The following is a 22,810-nucleotide window of genomic DNA, read 5'->3' as shown; positions in this document are numbered from 1 at the left end:
TTAATTCTTTCTATTGTTTCGTTTTCCCTTTACATTTTCGTAAATTTATCCATATCATTTCTTTACAAAAATAGTCATTATATAATATAAGTATACTCTTTTCCTTATCTTTGCTCTACTATTTATCGAAAGAAAGAAAAAAGCCTAATCCACAATTGGATTAGACTGCTCCTAAAATATTCTTTGCTTTTTGAACGCTTTCTTCCGTTGGAGGCTCTACTCCTTCAAGAGGATACTTGTGACCTAGTGCCTCCCATTTATAAACCCCTAACTTATGGTATGGCAATACTTCTACCTTTTCCACATTACCAAGAGTTTGAATAAAGGCCGCCAATTTCTCTAGGTCTTCTGTACTATCAGTAACTCCAGGTACAAGTACATGACGCACCCAAATTGGTTTCTTTTTATCTGATAAATAACGAGCAAATTGTAAAATATGTTCGTTCGGTTTGCCCGTTAATTTGCGATGTCTTTTTGAATCAATATGTTTTAAGTCAAGTAATACCAAATCTGTATATTCCATCAAAATATCTAGTTTTCTTTGGAATTCTTCATCTTCAGAATAACATCCTCCGGAAGAATCAATTGTCGTATGAATGCCGACCTCTTTACATTTCTTAAACAGTTCAATCAAAAAGTCTAACTGTAATAGCGGCTCACCGCCACTTACAGTAATACCACCGCCGGAAGCTTCCATAAAAGGAGTGTAACATGTAACATCCTGCATCACTTCTTCAACTGTTATTTCTTTCCCTTTACCAATTTCCCACGTATCCGCATTATGACAATATTGACAACGTAGTAAACACCCTTGCGTAAAGATGATATAACGAATCCCTGGGCCATCAACAGTACCACAAGACTCAACAGAATGAATTCTTCCTTTTACCATGTTACTTCCTCCTCTATTAAAACAGCTCCCCTCTGCCCTGATGAAAAACAGAGGGAAACTTTTTTACTTACATGCTTTCGTGCATTGTACGGTTAATAACGTCAATTTGTTGTTCACGAGTTAACTTAATGAAGTTAACAGCGTAACCAGATACACGAATTGTTAATTGTGGATATTTTTCAGGATGTTCCATTGCATCCATTAATGTTTCACGGTTAAATACGTTAATATTTAAGTGATGTCCTTCTTTTATAGCATACCCATCTAACATAGATACTAAGTTGCGAATCTGTACATCTTCTTCTTTTCCAAGCGCTTTTGGAATAATAGAGAATGTGTTAGAAATACCATCTCTTGCCTCTTCATATGGTAATTTCGCAACAGATAATAATGATGCTAGTGCACCTTTTGTATCACGGCCATGCATTGGGTTTGCACCTGGTGCAAACGGTTCGCCGGCACGACGGCCATCTGGTGTGTTACCAGTTTTCTTACCGTATACAACGTTAGATGTGATTGTTAAGATTGACATTGTATGAACAGAGTTACGATATGTTTTATGTTTACGAAGCTTGTTCATAAATGTTTTTACAAGGTTTACTGCCATTTCATCTACACGGTCATCGTTGTTACCGTATTTAGGGAAATCTCCTTCAATTTCAAAATCAACAGCAAGACCATTTTCATCACGAATTGGTTTTACTTTCGCATATTTAATTGCACTTAAAGAGTCAGCTACTACAGATAATCCTGCGATACCTGTTGCCATTGTACGAATAATCTCTGTATCATGAAGTGCCATTTCGATACGCTCATAGCTATATTTATCATGCATGTAATGAATTACATTTAATGTATTTAAGTAAAGACCTGCTAACCATTCCATTGTCACATCGAATTTACGCATAACTTCTTCATAATCTAATACTTCAGAAGTAATTGGTGCATATTCAGGTGCAACTTGTGCTTTTGATTTTTCGTCTTTACCACCGTTGATCGCATATAATAATGCTTTCGCTAAGTTTGCACGTGCTCCGAAGAATTGCATTTGTTTACCAATTCTCATTGCAGATACACAGCAAGCAATACCGTAGTCATCACCATATTCTGGGCGCATAATGTCATCATTTTCATATTGAATTGCAGATGTTTTGATAGACATTTTCGCACAGTAGTTTTTAAAGCCCTCTGGTAATTGTTTAGACCAAAGAACTGTTAAGTTTGGTTCTGGAGCTGGTCCTAAGTTATCTAATGTATGCAAGAAACGGAATGAGTTTTTCGTTACTAATGGACGACCATCAAGTGAAATACCACCGATAGATTCTGTTACCCAAGTTGGGTCACCAGAGAATAATTCATTATAATCAGGTGTTCTTGCGAATTTCACAAGACGTAATTTCATAATGAAGTGGTCAACAATTTCTTGTGCTGCTTCTTCTGTTAATGTACCGTTTGCTAAATCTCTTTCAACATAGATATCTAAGAAAGTAGATGTACGGCCAAGGCTCATTGCTGCACCATTTTGCTCTTTAATTGCTGCAAGATAACCAAAATATAACCATTGGAATGCTTCTTGTGCATTTGTTGCTGGTTTAGAAATATCAAAACCATGAGAAGCTGCCATTTGTTTTAATTCTTGAAGGGCACGCATTTGCTCAGATAACTCTTCGCGTAAACGAATTGTCTCTTCGCTCATTACACTGCTCGTTAAGTTTAAATCTGCTTTTTTCATTTCGATTAAACGATCAATACCGTATAATGCAACGCGGCGATAGTCACCAATAATACGACCACGGCCATATGCATCTGGAAGACCTGTAATAACGCCTGATTTACGAGCTGCTCTCATTTCTGGAGTATAAGCATCGAATACACCTTGGTTATGCGTTTTACGATAGTCTCTGAAAATACGGCTTAGTTCTTTGTCCATTTCGTATCCGTAAGCTTCACAAGATAGCTCTGCCATACGAACACCACCGAATGGTTGTAATGAACGTTTGAATGGTTTGTCAGTTTGGAAACCAACTACTTTTTCAATATCTTTATTTAAATATCCTGGACCATGTGATGTAATAGTAGAAACAATTTCTGTATCCATGTCAAGGACGCCGCCATTGTCACGTTCTTGTGTTGTTAAATCCATTACTTGATCCCAAAGTTGTTTCGTCGCTTCTGTTGCTTCAGCTAAGAAGGTATCATCACCTTCATAAACGTTTATGTTATTTAAAATGAAGTCGCGAACATCAATCTCTGCTCTCCACTTTTCACCTTTAAAGTTTTCCCATGCGTTTTTTACATTTTCTAATACTTCAGTCATCCTAATCTCCTCCATTTTATGATTAGTACAGGACTAAGAATTTTTATATAACAGCTTACGTATTTAGGATACTACTTTTTTGAAAACATGAACGTTTAAGTTGTGACATGTTTGTGAATAATTGAGCATATCACTACAATCGTAGTGGAAACTCTGTTGAAAACTTTGGTAAATCAACCTCTCTTTTCATAATTTCATCTTTTTGGCATCTTAATCAGGAAATGTTTTCCTGTAACATAAAAGTCGTACCTATCACAAACTGTAATACTAATTCCTTATATTCTGTTATAGTTTTTTTGGAACAGAATTAAAAAAGTTATACCTGTTTCGATACAACTTCTCCATTATGAAAACCACGTTCTTCTATATACATAGGACTATATCCAAAAACAACACTTTTAACAGTAAATAATACAAATTACATACGTATACATGAAGTACACCTACAAGTGCAACATATTAAAATGAAGCTTCTATAAATAGGAGGAATTTGATATGCGAAAAACAAAAATTGTCTGCACAATTGGACCTGCATGTGAACAATACGAAACACTGCTCTCTTTACTAAAGTCTGGAATGAATGTGGCTCGGTTAAATTTCTCTCATGGAACGCACGAAGAACATCAAGTTCGGATCAACACAATTCGAAAAGCTGCCACAGCCTCTCAAAATAACATTGCGCTCTTACAAGATATTAAAGGACCTAAAATTCGCACAGATGAATTTGAAGGTGGCCAAGCAGAATTACGGGAAGAAGAAACGGTTATTGTTTCCATGAAAAAAGTGCTCGGAACATCTCAACGTTTTTCTGTCACTTATGAAGGTCTATATGATGATGTAGAAATAGGATCGCATCTATTACTCGATGATGGATTATTAGAGCTAGAGGTAACAAAGAAAGATAATGGCGAATTACAAACGAAAGTTATACATGGTGGAATCATTAAAGATCATAAAGGTGTAAACGTACCAAATGTAAAAATCCGCCTGCCAGGTATTACTGAAAAAGATAAACAAGATATTCTTTTTGGCATAGGGCAACAGGTTGATTACATCGCAGTCTCTTTTGTACGTAAAGCTACCGACATTTTAGAAGTACGCGATATATTAGCAGCGTATAACGCCTCGCATATTCGTATCATCGCAAAAATTGAAAACCAAGAGGGAATTGAGAATATAAAAGAAATTGTCGAAGTTACAGATGGGATTATGGTTGCACGCGGTGATATGGGGATCGAAATTCCGGCAGAATATGTACCAATCATTCAAAAACAATTGATTCATACTTGCAATACGCTAGGAAAACCAGTCATTACAGCAACACAAATGCTCGATTCTATGCAAAGAAATCCAAGACCAACAAGAGCGGAAGCATCCGATGTAGCAAACGCCATCTTTGACGGAACAGATGCGATTATGCTTTCTGGAGAGACAGCTGCCGGTGAATATCCAGTAGAAGCTGTACAAATGATGGATAAAATTGCTCTGCAAGTAGAAGAATCTTCTTTATTTCAAAACCAAAAGCAGTCTCTTCACAATGACCATAAACAAATAACAGAAACAATTGGAGCTGCTGCTGTCCAAGCAGCTTATTCTTTACAAGCAAAGGCAATTTTAACACCAACAAAAAGCGGTTATACAGCACAAATGATTTCAAAATACCGTCCGAATACACCAATTATCGCAACAACATCTGAACAATCTGTTATGCAGCAACTCGCACTCGTCTGGGGCATATATCCACTTTTCACTCCCCAAAAACAAACGACAGATGAAGTAATTGAACAAGCAATAAGTAAAGCTAAAGAACGACAGCTTGTCTCTATGCAAGATATCATTATCGTAACAGCAGGTGTCCCTGTTAACGAACGTGGCACAACAAATCTACTGAAAATTGAGGTTGTGAAGTAATAAAAAACGATAAATTCTTTTCTTTTTAAAGGGGCGAGAGAAGCAGACAGGACCTGTTCCCTGTTTTAAAACAAAGGTAGAAAACAAGAGCAGGTCTTGTTGCATTTTGCATAACCGCAATTTCTATGGTGAAAAACTTAAATGGATTCATATATAAGATATTTCCCTACCCGCTAGTAAAGTAAAAAAGAGGATGTCCCAAAAGTTTCACCTTTCGGTACGATTCAGCTCAGTGAATCGACTGTTTATATGTCGAATATAGTCGAGAAGTCTTTAAATCGTGTCGAAGCGCCGATATATTGCAAAGAAAGGTCGATAACGTGAAAAAGGAATGACCCAAAAAGTGCTTATATGTTTTTTGGGTCAGCTCCTCCACCATATCTAATTATTTTTCAACGTTAATATTGCGGCTACCGCATAATATAAAGCTTTCTCATACTTCGCATGTTCCACAACTGATAAATTAACAAGCGAGCCACCACTAGCCGAAAAATACTCAATTGCTTCTACTGGAATCGCATCTTCTTTTACTTCAATAGCACTACCATCATTCCATTGTCCCTTTTGGATATTCGCATACAAATCTCCAGTAATCTCACCAATTTCTTCATCATGCTCAGACAGTAAGAACCACTTCAACTTTTTTAAGCTCAACATTTGTTTCAACCCAGCGATCTTATTCCCTGCCAAGTCATAAAACGTATATGAAAAAGACATGCCTGCTTTTTGTTTTACAATCAGCATCGCCTCGCCCAATTCGTTATACAAAACAAAACGTTTTTCAATCAATGCGCTCAAAAAAAACGATACGGAAATCTTCCATAGCCTTTGCAGTTTTGTTTCATATTCTTCTCTTAAAATCCCCATTGTATTTCCATCCATCGAAAAGTATGTAACTGTAGTCACGTAAGATACTTCTCTTCGCACAACGAATCGCTGGTGTTGTAGCATCGACGCGGCCCCTTCGATCCGAATTGTTGCGCCAATTTTCTTCGCTCTCCCTCTTTCTACAAAACTATAAATCATAAACAGGCAGGCTGTTACTATCATGCTAACAAAGGGCATTGTATCTTTGTTCCACTGGAAATGCGGCGTTCGAACATACTCAAGGATAAACGCTATAATAGCAAGTAAAAATATAAAAATAGAAAAAAGAAAAAACCTTTTTCCATTCCTGGCATGATGCTCATGGATCCCCATATTTATCTCCTTATTTTTTACATTTTTTATCATTATCTCATGCTTTTCCAAAGATTTAAATTTATTTTAATTTCCCAACATAGAAGTCGAGGCTATGCAGACCTGTTCTCGCTTCCTCCCTTTGTTTCAAACCTCGCACGTGGCAGAAACAGGCACTGACCGCTTCTATACATGGCCAGGCATAGAAAAGTTTTTTAGGTTTTGTTTTTCACAAAAATCCCCATATAAAACTACAAAAAAAGCTATCTCGTAAGATAGCTTTCTAACCTTCCTCATGCCGTACCATCGTATAAATATCATTACTTACAACGCCAAACGACTTAATATTATTTTGAATATTTGATAATAACACAACATATGTATTTCCATCTTTACTAAAACTATTTAAACAATTCCATCCTGGCATAACACCATGATTTGAATAACTGCCAGGGTTCACATACCAACCAAAACCATACTCCTTTTTAACTGCGGTAAACATTTGTTGATAACTATCGCTTGAAATCAGCTTTCCTGTAAACAAAGCTTGATCAAATAAATATAAATCATATGCAGTCGTGTATATATCACCGCAGCCAAATAATTGCGACATACTCGGTACAGCTGGTGTTGTCATTTTATTGTCTACTATTTTATAACCAGTAGATGGATATTTTCCTTGTTGAAACTGATCACCAAATCCGGAATGTTTCATACCGACAACTTCAAAGATATTCTTTTGAATATAATCTTGAAGGGATTGTCCACTCACTTTCTCGGCAATATACGCAAGCACGGAATAGTTAGAATCGGAGTATTTCCATTGTGATCCGGGCGGGAATGCCAACTTTTGCTTTCCTATTCTTCTAATTAATTCCTCATGGGTGATGCTCTCTGATCCCTCGCTGTACTCCGGGATCCCTGATGTATGTGTAAGAAGATGCACTAATTTAATCTCTCCACCTCTTGGAAAATCAGGAATATATTTCGCGACCGTATCTTGTATGTTTAATTTATTTTGTTCTTTCAATTGCATAATTGAAGTTGCGACAAAAGCTTTTGTAATAGAACCAATATAGTAGGATGTCTCTGAATTATTAGCAACTTTTTTTTCTTGATTGGCAAGTCCATACCCTTTGTTTAAAAGAACCTCTCCATTTTTCACAACAACCGCTGTGCCGCTAAAGTTTTTACTCTTCATATACTCATCTAATTGAGCATGATTATTAATTTCTTGCGGAGGTTGCTCAGCTACCACTTCTTCTTTTGGTTTCTCTACAACTTCTTCTTTCTTTACTTCTTCTTTCTTTACTTCTTTTTTCACTTCTTTTTCTTCTTCTTTCATCGCTTGCAAAGTTGCCTTTTCTTTATCATGGGAAGTAATTTTCGCATACCCCCAATATACCAAGGCAAACAACAGACTAAGAATAATCGTTCGTTTTACATATACAATTGGTTCGCGAGTTTTCATAACAATAAAAACCTGCCTTTTCACATAGTTGCTCATTTCACATCTTACTTTATCACGCAACCAATGTTTTACCAATGCTATGTACAAAAAAATAAAAATGAGCACCCAAAATGCAAGATAGCCGTTACATTTGTAATGAAAAAACGAAGCTGACTTCTGTTATCGACCGTTCTTTGCAATATATCGGCGCTTCGACACAATATAAAGTGAAACTTCCATCAGTGACGCCTTTCTTACTGATGGAAAGCTCTCACCAATCGGGCTTTTACGGGCAGTTTTCTTCCTTGCCCTTCCCCACCTTTTACTGCCCGTTAATGCGGGATAAAGACCATTCGATGATATTCGACATACAAGTAGTCGCCCCCGCTGTGCTGAATCATACCAAAAAGTGAAAGGCTCTGACTAATAAGTGGACTTTTTAGTCAGAGCCTTCATATTCCTTATACGTGCTTCTTCATATCATCAGCAACAGACTCAACGTTTGTTCCAACGATAACTTGTACACTTGTATCACTTAATTTCATAACACCTTTTGCGCCGGCACGTTTTAATGCTTGTTCATTTATTAAACTTGCATCTTTCACTTGTAGACGAAGACGAGTAGCACAGTTGTCAATAACAGCTAAATTGTCTTTTCCGCCTAACGCTGCGACATAAGCTTCACCGATAGAACCAGATTCACCTACTGCAATTGTTCCCTCTTCTAATAACTCATCATCATCTTCACGACCAGGCGTTTTTAAGTTTAACTTCTTAATTAAGAAATAGAATACAAAGAAGTAAATTGCGGCATAAACTAAGCCTACACCTGCTAATAATACTGGCTTTGTTGCAATACCGAAGTTAATACCGTAGTCAATTGCACCTGCACTAAATGAAAAACCATCGTGAATGCCAAGCTTTGTTGTTATAAATAAAGAAAGACCTGTTAATATAGCATGAATCCCATATAATACTGGAGATAAGAACATAAATGAGAATTCAATTGGTTCTGTAATACCAGTTAAAAATGAAGTTAACGCAAGACCAATTAACATACCTGTAACTGCTTTACGCTTTTCTGGCTTTGCTGCTGCGATCATCGCAAAACATGCTGCTGGTAAACCAAACATCATGATTGGGAAGAAACCTGTCATAAACATACCTGCACTTGGATCTCCTGCAAAGAAACGAGCAATATCGCCATTTACAACCGCTCCTGCTGTGTTTGTAAATTCACCAAATACAAACCAGAAGTACGTATTCATTACATGGTGTAAACCAATCGGGATCAATAAACGGTTTAATAAACCGAAAAGCCCTGCACCAATTGCTCCTAAGTTAACGATACCATGTGCTACCGCATCGATACCGCTTTGAATTGTTGGCCAAATTTCTCCAAATACTAAACCTAACAGAAGCATCACTACAGATGTAATAATTGGAACGAAACGTTTACCAGCAAAGAATCCTAACCATTCTGGTAATTTAATTTTATAGAATTTGTTATATAGTAATCCCGCAACAATACCAGCGATGATACCACCTAAAATGGCCATATTAATTTTTGGTGCTAACGTCGCCGCTTTAGAAATCTTTCCTAACGTATCTGCTACTTTAGATGGATCTACAGAACCCACTAAATCTTGAACACTTTTCAACTTATCGTTTAACTCTGCCGCTGAATACCCTTTACTTAAAGTATCAGTCGTATTTTTCAAAATAAGATAACCAATCGCACCGGCCAAACCTGCGGCACCGCTGCCATCAACAGACAAACCAACTGCAACACCAATTGCAAAAATAAGTGCTAAGTTATCAAAAATTGCTGCACCGGCTTGTGCCATAACAGGAATATTAAATACGTCAGGTTGCCCTAAACGAAGCAATAGACCGGCTGCTGGTAGTACCGCAATTGGGAGCATTAACGCTTTACCAATACGTTGTAAAAACTGCAACATCTGAATTCCCCCTATCCTAATTATGAAATCGTTACCAACTACAAATATGTTTTAGAAAACGCTTTCTATTACAGGAACATAATAACATATAGTTGTATAGATGTGTAGTTATTATGTTTGGTTTTTTTTATAAATTTATGCTCGTTTATTTAATTCTATGTATATTCATTTAAATTTTCCGACACATAAGCCGCTGCTATACAGAAAAAAAGATGACCTGCACTGGATTTAAAAGCTCGTACGTGGCACAAACAGGCACTGACCGCTCCTATGCACCGCCAGACTCTCTCGACCACCCTAAAAGAAAAAGGTTTTTTTGGCATTTTTTTATTTTACATACCCAAGATGTAAATAGAAGTTACATTTCATCATTCCTCAATTTCATGTTATTATTTATTTCCACACTTGCCTCGCAAGTTAAGCTTAATCACTAATACAACTAGGGGTGTTTATTATGCAGTGTATCGAGACGAACAACTTACAACAATTATTAGATCGAGTTCAGCCCTATACGAAACAAGGTAAGCTTGCAACGTATATTCCTGAGTTAGGAAATGCAGATCCTAATGATTTAGGAATTGCGATTTTTCATAAAGACGACCATTACGTTCATGCTGGAAAATCCCAGACACTCTTTACACTTCAAAGTATTTCGAAGGTAATTACACTTGCACTCGCACTTTTAGATTGCGGTGAGGAGTACGTATTTTCGAAAGTTGGCATGGAACCAACTGGTGATCCTTTTAATTCTATTATTAAGCTAGAGACAACAAGCCCATCTAAACCATTAAATCCAATGATTAATGCCGGGGCATTAGCGATTACGAGTATGATTGCCGGAAATTCTAATGAAGAGAAAATGGAGCGTATCCTTCACTTTGTTCGTGAAATTACAGCTAATCCTTCCATTAACTATTCTTCTAAAGTGGCCATCTCTGAATTAGAAACAGCTTATTTAAATCGTTCTCTTTGCTACTATATGAAGCAAAACAACATCATTGATGGGGATATCGAAGAGTTAATGGACCTATACACACGTCAATGCGCAATCGAAGTAAACTGCATCGACTTAGCTCGTATTGGACTTATCTTTGCAATGGATGGTTATGATCCATATTATAAAAAGCAAATTATCCCAAAACACATTACGAAAATTTGTAAAACCTTTATGGTCACATGTGGTATGTACAACGAATCTGGAGAATTTGCAATTCGCGTTGGGATTCCAGCGAAAAGTGGTGTAGCTGGCGGAATTTTAGGATGTGTAAAAGGTGAAATGGGTATTGGTATTTTTGGTCCTGCACTAGATGAAAACGGAAATAGCATTGCTGGATTTAAAATATTAGAATTACTTTCTGAACAAGAAGGTTGGAGCATTTTCTAAAAAGCGTCTGAAACGACGCTTTTTTCAATATAATTGTGCATATTCACCATGTACCCTTGAATAGTATAGTACAAGTACAGCCTAGGTTTTATAAAAGGAAACTTCAGTTTAGAGAATACATTTCGCTCTAAATGGTTAACTAATCAACTCTTACAGACAGTAAGCCGTTGAGGAAGATGGAGGTGCTCATGAAACTCATCCTTCAAACAGAAGATCAGGCAGTTCTTGAGAAGACGATCCTTCTTTTTGTATTAAGTATCGTTGAAAGTTTAAAATTAAAAGTTGTTTCCCTTGATGAAGCCTATCGATACATATTTAATCTAGATGTTCTGGAATTGTTAATGGATCGAAGTATTGATGACAAAGTATTAGAAATCGTCCATTTTGGCATCGAATTAGAAGACATTCAAAATCTAATCCCTGAAGACTTAGAACAAAATATCGAAGAGCTAAAATGGCGCTGTATTCAAGTACTAAGCGACTATGAAATGTATGAAGAAACGGAACAATTATTTGAAGACATTCGGTAAAGTGAAACGTCCATTACATGTAGAAAAAGCACCTCTTTAGGTGCTTTTTAATGTTTTTTCAAACTATTTTTATACGTTTCAATATTTACTGGTAATTCTTCCTCTTCTAACGTATGTTCATTTACATCTTTATGAATATACGCACCTTTTGGAGGTTGATGATCATGACCTTTTTTCTTATGATCAAAGGATTTACCGCGTCCCATACTAACACCTTCCTTTACCTAAATTCTATGTTAGTATAAATAAAATGTCGTCGACATATGCAATGGTTTGTTGTATTTCCGAGGAAATGCTAGAAATTTGTTTTTCTCTATACTTACTGCTACGCAGAATACATCATGACCGCTACTTGCTTTCTCCTTTTGTTTTCATTCTCGCACGTGGCAGGAATAGGCCCTGGTCGCCTCTATGCACAGCCAGACGCTCTCGCCCTCTCTAATTTTATATCTTTCACAAAACTTGATTAACTGCAATGATAATAAGCAAAGCTCCAGCAATGATCGTTGCCCATTTCCCTAAATACAGCGCTAAGTATTTTTTACCGATATAAGAACAGAACCTCACACATAAGAAGCTAAAGCAGCCCGAAATAATAGCGGTCATCCACAAATTCAAATTTGTCACACCTGCATCAAAACCACCCGCAATGTTATTAATGGATAATGCAACGCCAAGCACAATTGCTTCTGAAAAGCCAATTGTTTTAGACTCATCAAAATCGGCGGCTTCTGGATTACGTAAAATACGCATCAATACATTACCTTGCTTTCTCTCATCTACCGCTTTACTAAGCATCGGCTGGCATAATACCAATACGCCAATACTCCCCAATACGATAGCACCAATCACATTAGCTGTAACATCTGAAATAAACAAAGAAATCCAATTCCCGAAAAATCCTGCCAACAGTGTAAAGAAAAAGCCGAAGAAAGCTATGATAAAATTATTGGACCATGAGATATGGATCTTCCGAATTCCATAAGCAATACCTACACCTGCATTATCTAAATTTGAAGCTACCCCAATAAAAAGAATGGAAAGAAAACTTGTTATATACATCAATAAGCACTCCCTTATTGCTTTTTTTATTGCATCGTATGCAAATATTGAGCAATTGTGCCTGTCTGTTTCATATACTTTTAATAAAATATCAACATTTCAGAAACAAAAAGGAGCGCCTAAACCTATGTCTATTCAGAATATAAATCATCAACTCGGTACGGTATTAAAGGAATTGTTACAAGAGCGTTCACTATCGATGCGACAATTTGGAACGCTAACCAATATTGACCCTTCCACCATTTCACGAATTATTAATGGAAAGCAACAAGCGAAGAAAAAGCACCTTCAAAAATTTGCAGAATGTCTCCAAATTCCTATACAGTTCTTATATGATGCAACGTACGCCAAACAGCCTCACCAAACTACTGAACCCCAGACTGAAATATATACATCAATTGATGCCATTCAAAACATATTACAATCCTCTAACGTATTTGATTACAAGTACACAACAACTCGTGTAAAACAAGAGCTTGAAAATTACGAACGCTATGCGAAAACAACAGAAGGCACACGCCTTATTCATGAAGGATTCCTAGCAAAATTGCAACAGCTTGATAGTACAGGTCCTTTCATTGATCAACTCACAGATATGTATCATCAATTTTGCAACGAAACGATTACATCGCAAGAACGAGCAATTATCGGAAGTGCCTTGCTTTATTTCGTTTTATCAACAGATATTATTCCAGATTACATATTTCCCATTGGATACTTAGATGATGCAATTGCGGTAGAATTAGTAAAGGAAAAATTAATTGCGATGAAAAACAAATCAGCGAAAGAAGAATAGCGCATTCCACATAAAAAACAAAGAAAATCGGCGCAGCATGCACCGATTTTCCTTGTTTTCATTATAAGCTATGTACTTCTTTTGCATTTGTTTCTTCAGTCTGTTTCATTTTTTTATTCTTAGAAAAATGATAAAGCAGTAAGCAAGCAAGCAGAAACGGAATACCACAATACAATGCCATACGTTGATCTGGAATAAAAGCCATGCTCACAATTACAGCCATATTCAATCCGAAACAAAGGAGTGGCACAACGGGATACAACGGCGTTTTAAATTTCAGATCCTTAATATCCCCGCCTTGCTTTATGTACGTTCTTCTACTAAGAAGATTGGATAAACCAATCGATGCCCAGACTAGTATTCCACCGAATCCTGCAATAGAAAGAAGCCATAAATAAACTGTATCCTCTGCATATATACCAGATAATAAAGAAAGACAACCAAAAATCATACTTGTAATTAATGCATAAATAGGAACACCCTTTTTAGATAACTTCCCAAAAATTGGACTAATCATCCCTTGATTCGACATAGACCAAAGCATACGAGAAGTTGCATATAAGCCCGAATTTGCTACTGATAACACCGCTGTAATAATAACAAAGTTCATAATATCTGCAGCATATGGAATCCCAATTTTATCAAATACAACTACGAATGGACTTTCTACTAATCCCGCTTTTTCCCACGGGAATAACCCAGCGAGTATGAACATAGAAAGTATAAAGAAAACCAATATACGCCAAGCTGTATTTTTAATTGCTTGCGGAATGGCTTTCTCCGGATTTTCACTCTCACCGGCCGCAATCCCAACAATTTCGGTCCCCTGAAAGGAGAAATTAACGGCAATCATTGTAATTAGAACCGCTGTCAGTCCATTCGGGAACAGTCCCCCGTGATCAGTAAAGTTTGAAAGTATCGGTGCTGCTTCATTTCCTTTCATATGTAAAAATCCGAACATCGCTGCCCCGCCTAAAATAATAAATGCAATAATCGTAATGACTTTAATGCCCGCAACCCAAAACTCAACTTCCGCAAAACTCCGTGATGATAATGCATTAATCGAAAAAAGAAGGACTGCAAACACGACGCACCATATCCAAGATGGTACATGAGGAAACCAGCGCTTCATTAAAATGCTTACTGCAATCAACTCAATCCCTATCGTAGCAGCCCAGTTTAACCATGACATCCAACCAACTACATAACCTACCGCAGGCGAAATATTCTTTGCAGCATACATTTGATAAGATCCTGCATTCGGCATAGCAACTGCTAATTCGCCAAGGCAGAGCATCGTTAAATACATAACAAAGCCCCCAACAAGATACGCAACAAGTGCACCGCCTGGTCCGGCTTCATGAATTGTATAGCCAGATCCTAAGAAAAGCCCTGTACCGATAACCCCTCCAAGTGCAATCATAAATATGTGCCGACTTTTTAGCTCTCGCTTTAACTCCTGGTTTTGCTTTTCCATATGAATCCCCCTTGCCCAAAGATGTAAACGCCTTAAAAATAATGTAAAAAAATAAAAGTGCATTCTCATTATTACTATAAATTTGTAACAGGAGGGAGATGTTTCAAAAGAAACTCTCCCAATCCAAGGAAATACCGATAACTCGATAGATAGTTGCTACAAAAAATTTTTTATCATTTACTACAATTGTTTAAAAGACTCTTAGAAAACGGTACATTATCTAGAAAGACTGTATTAATCACTTCCTGTGATCAATAAATCATCTCTAACTGATATTAATAATGTTTCATTCGTGATAGCTTGTCCTTCTTCTACTTCTAGCAATTCCACATAGCCGCTAATTCCCACTTTTACTTCTACTTTCCGCTCATCCATCGTTTCAATTAAAGCTAATTTCTCCCACTCATAAACATAGGAGCTTTCGTTAATAAATAATTTCGCAACTTTGCCATAACAAGGACTGTACACGTTTTCTATCACTGTTTTCATCTTTTAAACCTCTCTCTCTTATGAATTGCGCATGTAACCCCTTTAACCCACCTCCAAATTGCTAGAATTCAACTATTATTTATGCAAGATGTATACCAACCTAATTTTTTTACTTGGATTTAAGAGTTCGTACTGAAAACATCTGCATTTTACACAAACTCTTTCTTCTCTTTGACAAATTTTTAAGGTTAAAAACGCAAATTTTTTTTGCATACTTGCAAAAATTTTATTAAAATTAAGAAAAATCAGTCTTCATAGAGTATAACGAGGAGAAGATGAAACATGCATACAGAAGAAATCAATTTCAAAAAATTAGTTGAAATGAATTCGTTATATGAAACTTTACTGAATGAAATTGATATTGGGATTCACATGATTAACGAAGAAGGCAAAACGATCATCTATAATCGTAAAATGATGGAAATTGAATCGATGGATCATAAAGATGTACTCTATAAAAATCTTTTAGAAGTATTTGCATTTGAAGAAAATCAAAACAGTACTCTTATCGAGGCGTTAACACTTGGAAAAGCAAAGAAAAATATCAAACAAACGTATTTTAATAATAAAGGACAAGAGATTACAACGATTAATGATACCTTTCCGATCGTGAAGAACGGAAAAATCAAGGGCGCTGTTGAAATCGTAAAAGAGTTTCTTCCATTAAAACAAGTGAGTAAAGGAAACGCCATGCGAGTGCATCATACGAAATTTACCTTCGATCATATAATAGGGAATTCTAGCGCTATTCAATCGGTTATTACAGAAGCGAAAAGGGTAACACGGACCTCTTCCTCTGTACTGATCGTCGGAGAAACAGGAACCGGAAAAGAATTATTTGCACAAAGTATTCATCATGAAAGCCAGCGTGCCGGAAAGCCTTTTATCTCGCAAAATTGTGCAGCCATTCCTGAAACTTTAATGGAAAGCTTATTATTTGGTACAAACAAAGGAGCTTTTACAGGAGCAATCGATAAACCTGGTTTATTTGAGGAAGCGCATGGAGGAACTTTATTATTAGATGAAATTAACTCATTAAGTCCAGCACTGCAAGCTAAATTATTGCGTGCCATCCAAGATAAAACAATTCGAAGAATCGGCGGAACACAAGAAAAAGAAGTAGACGTTCGCATCATAGCTACAATTAATGAAGATCCAATTGAAGCTATCACGCACAATCGATTACGAAAAGATTTATATTACAGATTAAGCGTCGTTACTTTATTTCTCCCATCTTTACGGCAGCGTAAAGATGACATTTTACCGCTTCTTCATCGTTTTATTGAAAAATATAATATGCAGTTTGGCTTACAAGTACAAGGTGTGGATGACAACGTAATCAACTTTTTCTATCAACACGATTGGCCCGGAAATATTCGCGAGTTAGAGCACATCATTGAAGGTTCTATGAACTTAATTGAAGATGAGGAAATGATTACAACATCCCATATTCCAACCCGTTTTTATGAGCTAACAAAAAATGAATGCTCTATTCAACCTCCTCTAGCTAGATGGGAAAGCAATCAATCGAAAACTTTAAAGAACACAATGAAAGACATGGAAAAAGAATATATCATTGAAATTCTTAGCGAGCATAATGGAAATATCTCGCAAGCCGCAAAGTACTTAGGATTAAGTAGGCAAAACTTGCAATATCGGTTAAAAAAGTATGGGTTGAACTAGTAGCTTTATATGTATTCTAGAGACCTTTGCTTATATTCGATGTTTATAGATAGGTGGTTTGCAAATGGATAAGCTGGAACAAGTCATAAAAAAATTCAAACTACACGTATTAACAATTGAAGATGTTCCTCAATCTTTTAGTTCAACAGTTTATAAAATCAAGTTAATCAATCAACGTACAGTTTATGTTAAGATTCCTTCTTCTAAAGTAAAACTTGAACGTGAATATACCATACTTGATCGATTACGCCATGAGTTATCCGTACCACAAGTATTAGATTATTGGGGAGGAAATGAGGAATGTAGCGGTGCATTGTTATTATCCGCAATCAACGGTGTACCGGCTACAGAGAAGGTAGATGCCAAATTAGCTTATGATATCGGAGTGCAACACGCTACGTTGCATGCAATTATTCCGAATGAGCAAGACTTCAAAAGTTCCATTCCCAATGTGTATAATCAATGGTCTGCGTTTATTCAGCAATTTTTTTATTCCTTTACAAAATATGCAAAAGAAGTAATCGACCCACATTTATACGAACAAAGCTTGCAATATTTTGAACATCATTTGAAATTACTTCCGTCTCCAGACGGACCTAGTTTTATACATATGGATTTTCGCCCTGGTAATATTTTAGTTTATGAAAATCAAGTAGCGGGTATCATTGACTTTGAAGGTACCCGCATCGGAGCAACCGAAATAGATTTCACAAAAATCAATCGTGATATCTTTATAAAATATCCCGGCACAATGGAAGCTTATCAACAAGGCTACGAGTCCGTTCGCCCTCTTATTAATTTACAGGAAGTTTTACCATTTTATCGCTTTATGGATGCATTTAACTCAATTGGTTGGTGTAAAAAAAGAGGCATTGAAAAACATCAAACCTTTTTACAGGAGAATTTAGCAATTCTAAACACGTTTTTTTCAAACGTGCGATAAATTTGCCCCCAATTCAAAGCTAATGTGTTTTGAAACGGGGGCTTGTTTAAATTAAAAATCAACTTTCTCCAAATACAATCCACTTGCCTCCGCAAGACAATTGATTTGATTTCGTTGTTTTCCCTCTAAAATTTGTGGTATTGCTTCAGCGTCTAACTGGCCTAATCCGACTTCTATTAACGCTCCAACAATTTTTCTCACCATATTGTGAAGAAATCCGTTTCCGCTTACTCTAACTTGAACGAAGCCATCCTGTTCCATTACATCTAATGAATAGATTTCACGAACCATTGATTTTTTCTTCGACTTCGCATTAGAGAAAGCTGTAAAATCATGCGAACCGATAAAATATTGAGCTGCTTTTCTCATGCTTTCAATATTCAACTTTTTTCCAACATGCATGCTATACTTTCGCATAAACGGATTCGTATGTTCTTCATTCCAAATCTTATATAAATACGTTTTCGCTTTCGAATTGTAGCGAGCATGGAAACGCTCCGAAACTAATTCCACATCAGTAATACTAATATCATTTGGTAAGTATTGATTTAAACTTTTTTTCACTTTATGCTCCGTCAAATTCTCATCAATCTTAAAGTTAGCTACTTGATTCAAAGCATGCACACCCGCATCTGTTCTGCTGCAGCCGATAATTTCAATTTCTTTTCCGAACATTTCAGATAATACATTTTCTATTTTTCCTTGAATGGTATTCTCGCTATTACCAAGACGCTGCCAGCCTTTATAGCGGCCGCCGTCATATTGAATTGTTAGTTTGTAGTTGTTCATTATTTTCTGCTACTAAAGTTATTCTGTTTTAGTAACAGACTCACCGCCTTTCTTTTACCTGTACCTAAATATACACCTTCATATGAAAAAATACCACGCTACAGGGTACCGTGGTAGATTATGAATACAAAATCGGTCTCTTGTATTCGGTATTATAGGAGTAATTACAGGGTCTTGTTGTAGACCGCAAAGTAATTATTCATATCTAAAAATATAGAAGTCAATTCACAGGAAAGGGTTCAACCAATAACCTTGTTTAGACCGGATATCCACCTGTTGGCGGTGGCCAAGCACTAAATAATCTGCGAATCAGTACAATTTCTCCTAAATGGTAGGAGTTGTGAGATGCAATATTGCGTAGCACACCGCCTCGGGTTTCACCAGGCCAGCTCTCCAATGGTTCGTCCAATTGAGCAGTTTGGGCAATCATGCATGCCTGCTCAATCCCCTGAAGAAAATACTGAATCGTCTGTTTCCACTCTTCCTCACTGCCAGGACATTCTCCTTCAGGCCAGCTCTCTCTTACATGAGCAGGCAGTGCAGGTTTTTCCCCCTGAGCAGCTAATAAGAGAAAGTCTTGCCAGTAGGTCATGTGTTTCACTAATTGATAAATAGAATAAGGTAGTTCCTCTCTGCGTTTTCCCGCAAGAGCCACGTCTATATCCGACAAAGCATTCTTGATGGGAAGATGTCCTCGTTCTCCCCTTAACGATTTTACTAATGCCTCGCTAAACGCTTTATTTGATTGCTCCATAATAATCGACTCACATCCTGTTTTATTTTCTAATTTGCTAATTTTATTGTTCTGTTTCTTTTATGAACATTACAAGAAACAAAATATCAAGAATCATCGACTTTTTAACGTACAGGAAATCGGTGATTTTTATTTAAATGGTACCTTAACATACAATTTTCTTGTTTTGTTCGTATCAGAACTATATTTCAAATTATTCTACTGTTTGGAATGGCTTTGTTTGAGTTACTTTCATCATTTTCATACGAGCAAATCGCTCATCTAAATTATTTTCAAGTACCCATTCATGATGTGTTTCCGCAACCATCGGTTTATCATCAACAGAAATACCTTCCCATTCAAAATCTACGGAAACATTTATCGTGTTATCCGCATTTTCTGTAACTGAGAAATTTTTCGGATAATGTCCGCTTTGTTTCACTTGATTTGAAATGGTTGCCAACCATTCGTTAAATCCTTTTAATGTATCGATTTTAGAACCTGTACTTAAATTCAATTCAAATTGTTCCGCTAGTAGTTCTTTGAATTTATCACCGTCCACAGATACCGTTTCCATTAAATATAACCAGTAATGCATAAATGATTTTGCTCTATTGTCTGCATAGGCCGATGTAAATTGCGGATTTTCTACATTACCGATTGGTTTTAAATGAACATTTGTAAAAAGAGGCAAGTCATTCTCTCTAAGTGTCAAAATTGTTGAATAATGAATTTTGTAGCTGTATCTACTATTATCTGGGCGTATATTTTGATAAAGAATATCTGCTTCTAATGAAAGTTCCTCATCGTTCAACTGTTTGATTGATGTGTTTTCAACATGATGTGCATTTTGCCATCCTTCAAACATTTTTAATTTATCTTCTATACCCATTTTCCCTTTCGTTGTTCCAATTTGCGATGAAATGTCGATTTCTTCCGCTAAAATATCTAACTGATTGTCAATACGTGCTTTGTTAAATGGAGCTTCATATACTTGATACCAACGATGATATTGTGTTAATACTAAATGATTATTTTGAATGTCTTTAAATTTGTTCATGTTTTTTTGCTCCTTTATGATCTAACATTTCAAATTGGGTACACAAAATCATTTTATTATTTATATTTATATATAGATAAAACATATTTATTAATTCGAAGTCATACGTTTCTCTATTTGATTTTTCATATGATTATCAATCTTAATATCGATTACCAATCGTACCGCCAATTGGCGCAATCGTGTTTAAATATGCTAGTTCTTCTTCTGTTAAAGTTACTTCAAGAGCTGCTACATTTTGTTCTAAATACTTCACTCGCTTTGTACCCGGAATTGGCACGATTCCTTCGCCTTGGGCAACAACCCAAGCAAGTGCTAATTGTGCAGGCGTGCATTCTTTCTTTAGCGCAAGCTGCTTAATTCCTTCGACAATTTTCATATTCGAAGCAAACGCTTCTTCTGAAAAACGTGGATTATAATATCTCCAATCATCAGGTGTTAATTGATCACGACTTGTTAAATTTCCTGTTAAAAATCCGCGGCCAAGTGGACTATACGGAACGAATCCAACGCCTAATTCACGGCAAACTGGTAAAATATCTTTCTCTGGATCGCGTGACCAAAGAGAATATTCTGTTTGAACAGCTGAAATTGGATGAATTGCATGAGCTGTTTTTAATTGCTCACCTGTTACTTCAGACAGTCCAATATAACGTACTTTTCCTTCTTGCACTAACTTTGCCATTGCCCCTACAGTTTCTTCAATTGGTGTATTTGGATCAACTCGATGTAAATAATATAAGTCAATGTAGTCTGTTCCTAATCTTCTTAAACTTGCTTCACATGCTTCCTTCACATATTGAGGAGAACCGTTATATCCTAGTGATTTTGTTTCATTTCGCAACGCTCCGAACTTCGTTGCAATTTTCACATCATACCGAACCTTTTGTAACGCTTTCCCTACTAGTTTTTCATTTGTTCCCATTCCCTCTTCATCATATCCATAAATATCCGCTGTATCGAACATTGTAATTCCAAGTTCAAAAGCACGATGAATTGTTTTTGTCGCCTCTATCTCATCTGTTTGACCATAAAATTCAGACATCCCCATACAACCTAATCCGATTTCCGCTACTTCTAAACCTTGTGAACCTAGTTTCTTCTTTTTCATAAGTTCCCCTTCTTTCGAAAAGATAATGTAAAAAGAGAATAACACACAAAAAATAACAAGTAAACTGTTTTTGTGTTTTTAGTTCAATTAGTTTAATTTGTATAAATCCATAAACTAGCCTATAATAAAATGAATGCAAGGAGGGTTGTTATGTTAAATAACAATATCGATAATCAAGCAGAAATGAGAAAAAAGCTCATTTTTAAATTATTACCGATTGTAAAAAAACAAGGTATAAGCCCATTACGAACAGATGATATTGCTCGTTATATGGATATTAGCAAAGCAACTATGTACAAGTATTTCTCATCAAAAGATGAGATTATCCAATACATCGTCAAGATTTATGCTGAATATATTACTAGTATCGATCAAACCATTTTTGAAGAAACAGTCCCGTTCGGAGAGCGTTTTCAAAAAACATTTGAGCAGTCATTACTCATTGCTTTTTATATATCTGATACTTTTATATTAGATTTAAAGCATAGTGCTCCTGTACTATACGAGCAAATCGTACAAGCTCAAAACGAACGAAATAATAAATTAAAAAAATTCTATGAAAAACATATAAAAACAGAAGTGTTCAACACGATAAACCCTGCACTCATCCTTATCCAAGACGATATACTACTGCGGAAGCTCTTTGAACCTACAATCTTAATTCAAAACAATATGACTTTATATCAAGCACTTTTTGATTATTACATTCTTAAAAAGCAACAAGTCATTCATCATAAATATAAGGACGAGATAGATGATTCGAAAATGGAATCCACAATACAGTATATTGTTCAAAAAGTATCGAATTATATATAGACAGGTTACCAACTAACACTTGTTTCACATTTATTTCTTTCAACATTTAAAGACCTTATAGGGGGCACGATATTTCCATCAAGCTAATCCCCCTAAAATGAACAATACGCTATCCTTTCCATAGAATCATAAGAAAGGATAGTGTTTTTGTATGTCAATTTCTATATCTGATGAATTACAATTATTTGCTCAAAAGACTTAAAGCTTTTCATCTCTAAATACTTACA

At 36.1% G+C, this 22,810-nt stretch carries 21 protein-coding genes; 8 read left to right on the top strand and 13 right to left on the bottom strand.

The window, feature by feature from the left end; genetic code table 11:
- Nucleotides 1-160 precede the first annotated feature (160 nt).
- The gene (gene pflA, locus BR72_RS12650; RefSeq protein WP_035433478.1) at nt 161-892 is read right to left on the bottom strand and encodes a pyruvate formate-lyase-activating protein; all 732 of its coding nucleotides are present in this window, start codon (nt 890-892) and stop codon (nt 161-163) included.
- 67 nt (nt 893-959) lie between these two features.
- Nucleotides 960-3,209, bottom strand: a complete 2,250-nt coding sequence (gene pflB, locus BR72_RS12645) for a formate C-acetyltransferase (RefSeq protein ID WP_035433477.1) — start codon at nt 3,207-3,209, stop codon at nt 960-962.
- Nucleotides 3,210-3,704: 495 nt separating this feature from the next.
- Between pflB and pyk the strand changes: the two genes are divergently transcribed.
- The gene (pyk, locus tag BR72_RS12640; RefSeq protein WP_035433475.1) at nt 3,705-5,120 is read left to right on the top strand and encodes a pyruvate kinase; all 1,416 of its coding nucleotides are present in this window, start codon (nt 3,705-3,707) and stop codon (nt 5,118-5,120) included.
- A gap of 381 nt (nt 5,121-5,501) precedes the next feature.
- Here pyk and BR72_RS12635 read toward each other — a convergent pair whose 3' ends face one another.
- Together BR72_RS12635 and BR72_RS12630 are read right to left on the bottom strand one after the other, a co-directional pair.
- On the bottom strand, nt 5,502-6,071 hold the full coding sequence (locus tag BR72_RS12635) for a hypothetical protein (RefSeq protein ID WP_231559716.1): 570 nt from the start codon (nt 6,069-6,071) through the stop codon (nt 5,502-5,504).
- 511 nt (nt 6,072-6,582) lie between these two features.
- Entirely contained in the window at nt 6,583-7,770 is a 1,188-nt protein-coding gene (locus BR72_RS12630) for a serine hydrolase domain-containing protein (protein ID WP_035433507.1), read from the bottom strand.
- A 110-nt stretch (nt 7,771-7,880) separates the two neighbouring features.
- Here BR72_RS12630 and BR72_RS26415 point away from each other — a divergent pair, with 110 nt between their 5' ends.
- Nucleotides 7,881-8,162: a hypothetical protein gene (locus BR72_RS26415; RefSeq protein WP_141771652.1), complete on the top strand. Its 282-nt coding sequence runs from the start codon at nt 7,881-7,883 to the stop codon at nt 8,160-8,162.
- 48 nt (nt 8,163-8,210) lie between these two features.
- Here the strand turns inward: BR72_RS26415 and nagE are convergent, their stop codons facing one another.
- A complete protein-coding gene (gene nagE / locus BR72_RS12625) occupies nt 8,211-9,710 on the bottom strand; it encodes an N-acetylglucosamine-specific PTS transporter subunit IIBC (RefSeq protein WP_035433473.1) in 1,500 nt (499 codons plus the stop codon).
- Nucleotides 9,711-10,164: 454 nt separating this feature from the next.
- Between nagE and glsA the strand changes: the two genes are divergently transcribed.
- Nucleotides 10,165-11,094, top strand: a complete 930-nt coding sequence (glsA, locus tag BR72_RS12620) for a glutaminase A (RefSeq protein WP_035433472.1) — start codon at nt 10,165-10,167, stop codon at nt 11,092-11,094.
- A 188-nt stretch (nt 11,095-11,282) separates the two neighbouring features.
- Nucleotides 11,283-11,624 (top strand): DUF3969 family protein, encoded by a 342-nt coding sequence (locus tag BR72_RS12615; RefSeq protein WP_035433471.1) that lies wholly within the window; start codon nt 11,283-11,285, stop codon nt 11,622-11,624.
- A 47-nt stretch (nt 11,625-11,671) separates the two neighbouring features.
- Here BR72_RS12615 and BR72_RS26745 read toward each other — a convergent pair whose 3' ends face one another.
- Entirely contained in the window at nt 11,672-11,830 is a 159-nt protein-coding gene (locus BR72_RS26745) for a hypothetical protein (protein WP_020061179.1), read from the bottom strand.
- Nucleotides 11,831-12,077: 247 nt separating this feature from the next.
- Nucleotides 12,078-12,686, bottom strand: a complete 609-nt coding sequence (locus BR72_RS12610) for a manganese efflux pump (RefSeq protein ID WP_035433470.1) — start codon at nt 12,684-12,686, stop codon at nt 12,078-12,080.
- A gap of 127 nt (nt 12,687-12,813) precedes the next feature.
- On the opposite strand from BR72_RS12610, the gene BR72_RS12605 reads away from it, so the two are divergent.
- Nucleotides 12,814-13,482, top strand: coding sequence for a DUF1232 domain-containing protein (locus tag BR72_RS12605; protein ID WP_035433469.1), 669 nt, complete (start codon nt 12,814-12,816; stop codon nt 13,480-13,482).
- Nucleotides 13,483-13,543: 61 nt separating this feature from the next.
- On the opposite strand, the gene BR72_RS12600 is transcribed toward BR72_RS12605, so the two are convergent.
- Nucleotides 13,544-14,959, bottom strand: coding sequence for an amino acid permease (locus tag BR72_RS12600; RefSeq protein WP_035433468.1), 1,416 nt, complete (start codon nt 14,957-14,959; stop codon nt 13,544-13,546).
- A gap of 234 nt (nt 14,960-15,193) precedes the next feature.
- The gene (locus BR72_RS12595; RefSeq protein WP_035433467.1) at nt 15,194-15,448 is read right to left on the bottom strand and encodes a biotin/lipoyl attachment domain-containing protein; all 255 of its coding nucleotides are present in this window, start codon (nt 15,446-15,448) and stop codon (nt 15,194-15,196) included.
- A gap of 282 nt (nt 15,449-15,730) precedes the next feature.
- On the opposite strand from BR72_RS12595, the gene BR72_RS12590 reads away from it, so the two are divergent.
- Together BR72_RS12590 and BR72_RS12585 are read left to right on the top strand one after the other, a co-directional pair.
- Nucleotides 15,731-17,131, top strand: coding sequence for a sigma-54 interaction domain-containing protein (locus BR72_RS12590; RefSeq protein ID WP_035433466.1), 1,401 nt, complete (start codon nt 15,731-15,733; stop codon nt 17,129-17,131).
- Nucleotides 17,132-17,195: 64 nt separating this feature from the next.
- Nucleotides 17,196-18,074, top strand: a complete 879-nt coding sequence (locus tag BR72_RS12585) for a phosphotransferase family protein (protein WP_035433465.1) — start codon at nt 17,196-17,198, stop codon at nt 18,072-18,074.
- A 51-nt stretch (nt 18,075-18,125) separates the two neighbouring features.
- On the opposite strand, the gene truA is transcribed toward BR72_RS12585, so the two are convergent.
- The 4 genes from truA to BR72_RS12565 form a co-directional block, all read right to left on the bottom strand.
- The gene (truA, locus tag BR72_RS12580) at nt 18,126-18,863 is read right to left on the bottom strand and encodes a tRNA pseudouridine(38-40) synthase TruA (protein WP_035433464.1); all 738 of its coding nucleotides are present in this window, start codon (nt 18,861-18,863) and stop codon (nt 18,126-18,128) included.
- A 256-nt stretch (nt 18,864-19,119) separates the two neighbouring features.
- Nucleotides 19,120-19,617 carry a DinB family protein gene (locus BR72_RS12575; protein ID WP_035433463.1) on the bottom strand — a complete coding sequence of 166 codons (498 nt, stop codon included), beginning with the start codon at nt 19,615-19,617 and terminating at the stop codon, nt 19,120-19,122.
- Nucleotides 19,618-19,810: 193 nt separating this feature from the next.
- The gene (locus BR72_RS12570; protein ID WP_035433462.1) at nt 19,811-20,656 is read right to left on the bottom strand and encodes a hypothetical protein; all 846 of its coding nucleotides are present in this window, start codon (nt 20,654-20,656) and stop codon (nt 19,811-19,813) included.
- A gap of 142 nt (nt 20,657-20,798) precedes the next feature.
- Nucleotides 20,799-21,767, bottom strand: a complete 969-nt coding sequence (locus BR72_RS12565) for an aldo/keto reductase (RefSeq protein WP_035433461.1) — start codon at nt 21,765-21,767, stop codon at nt 20,799-20,801.
- A 150-nt stretch (nt 21,768-21,917) separates the two neighbouring features.
- Between BR72_RS12565 and BR72_RS12560 the strand changes: the two genes are divergently transcribed.
- Nucleotides 21,918-22,583 (top strand): TetR/AcrR family transcriptional regulator, encoded by a 666-nt coding sequence (locus tag BR72_RS12560; RefSeq protein ID WP_051957313.1) that lies wholly within the window; start codon nt 21,918-21,920, stop codon nt 22,581-22,583.
- Nucleotides 22,584-22,810: the final 227 nt, after the last annotated feature.

It is taken from the genome of Bacillus sp. UNC322MFChir4.1, assembly GCF_000746135.1.
Taxonomy (GTDB): domain Bacteria; phylum Bacillota; class Bacilli; order Bacillales; family Bacillaceae_G; genus Bacillus_A.
The sequence above is the reverse complement of the archived record's forward strand: the minus strand, read 5'-3'. Positions and strand labels throughout refer to the sequence as shown.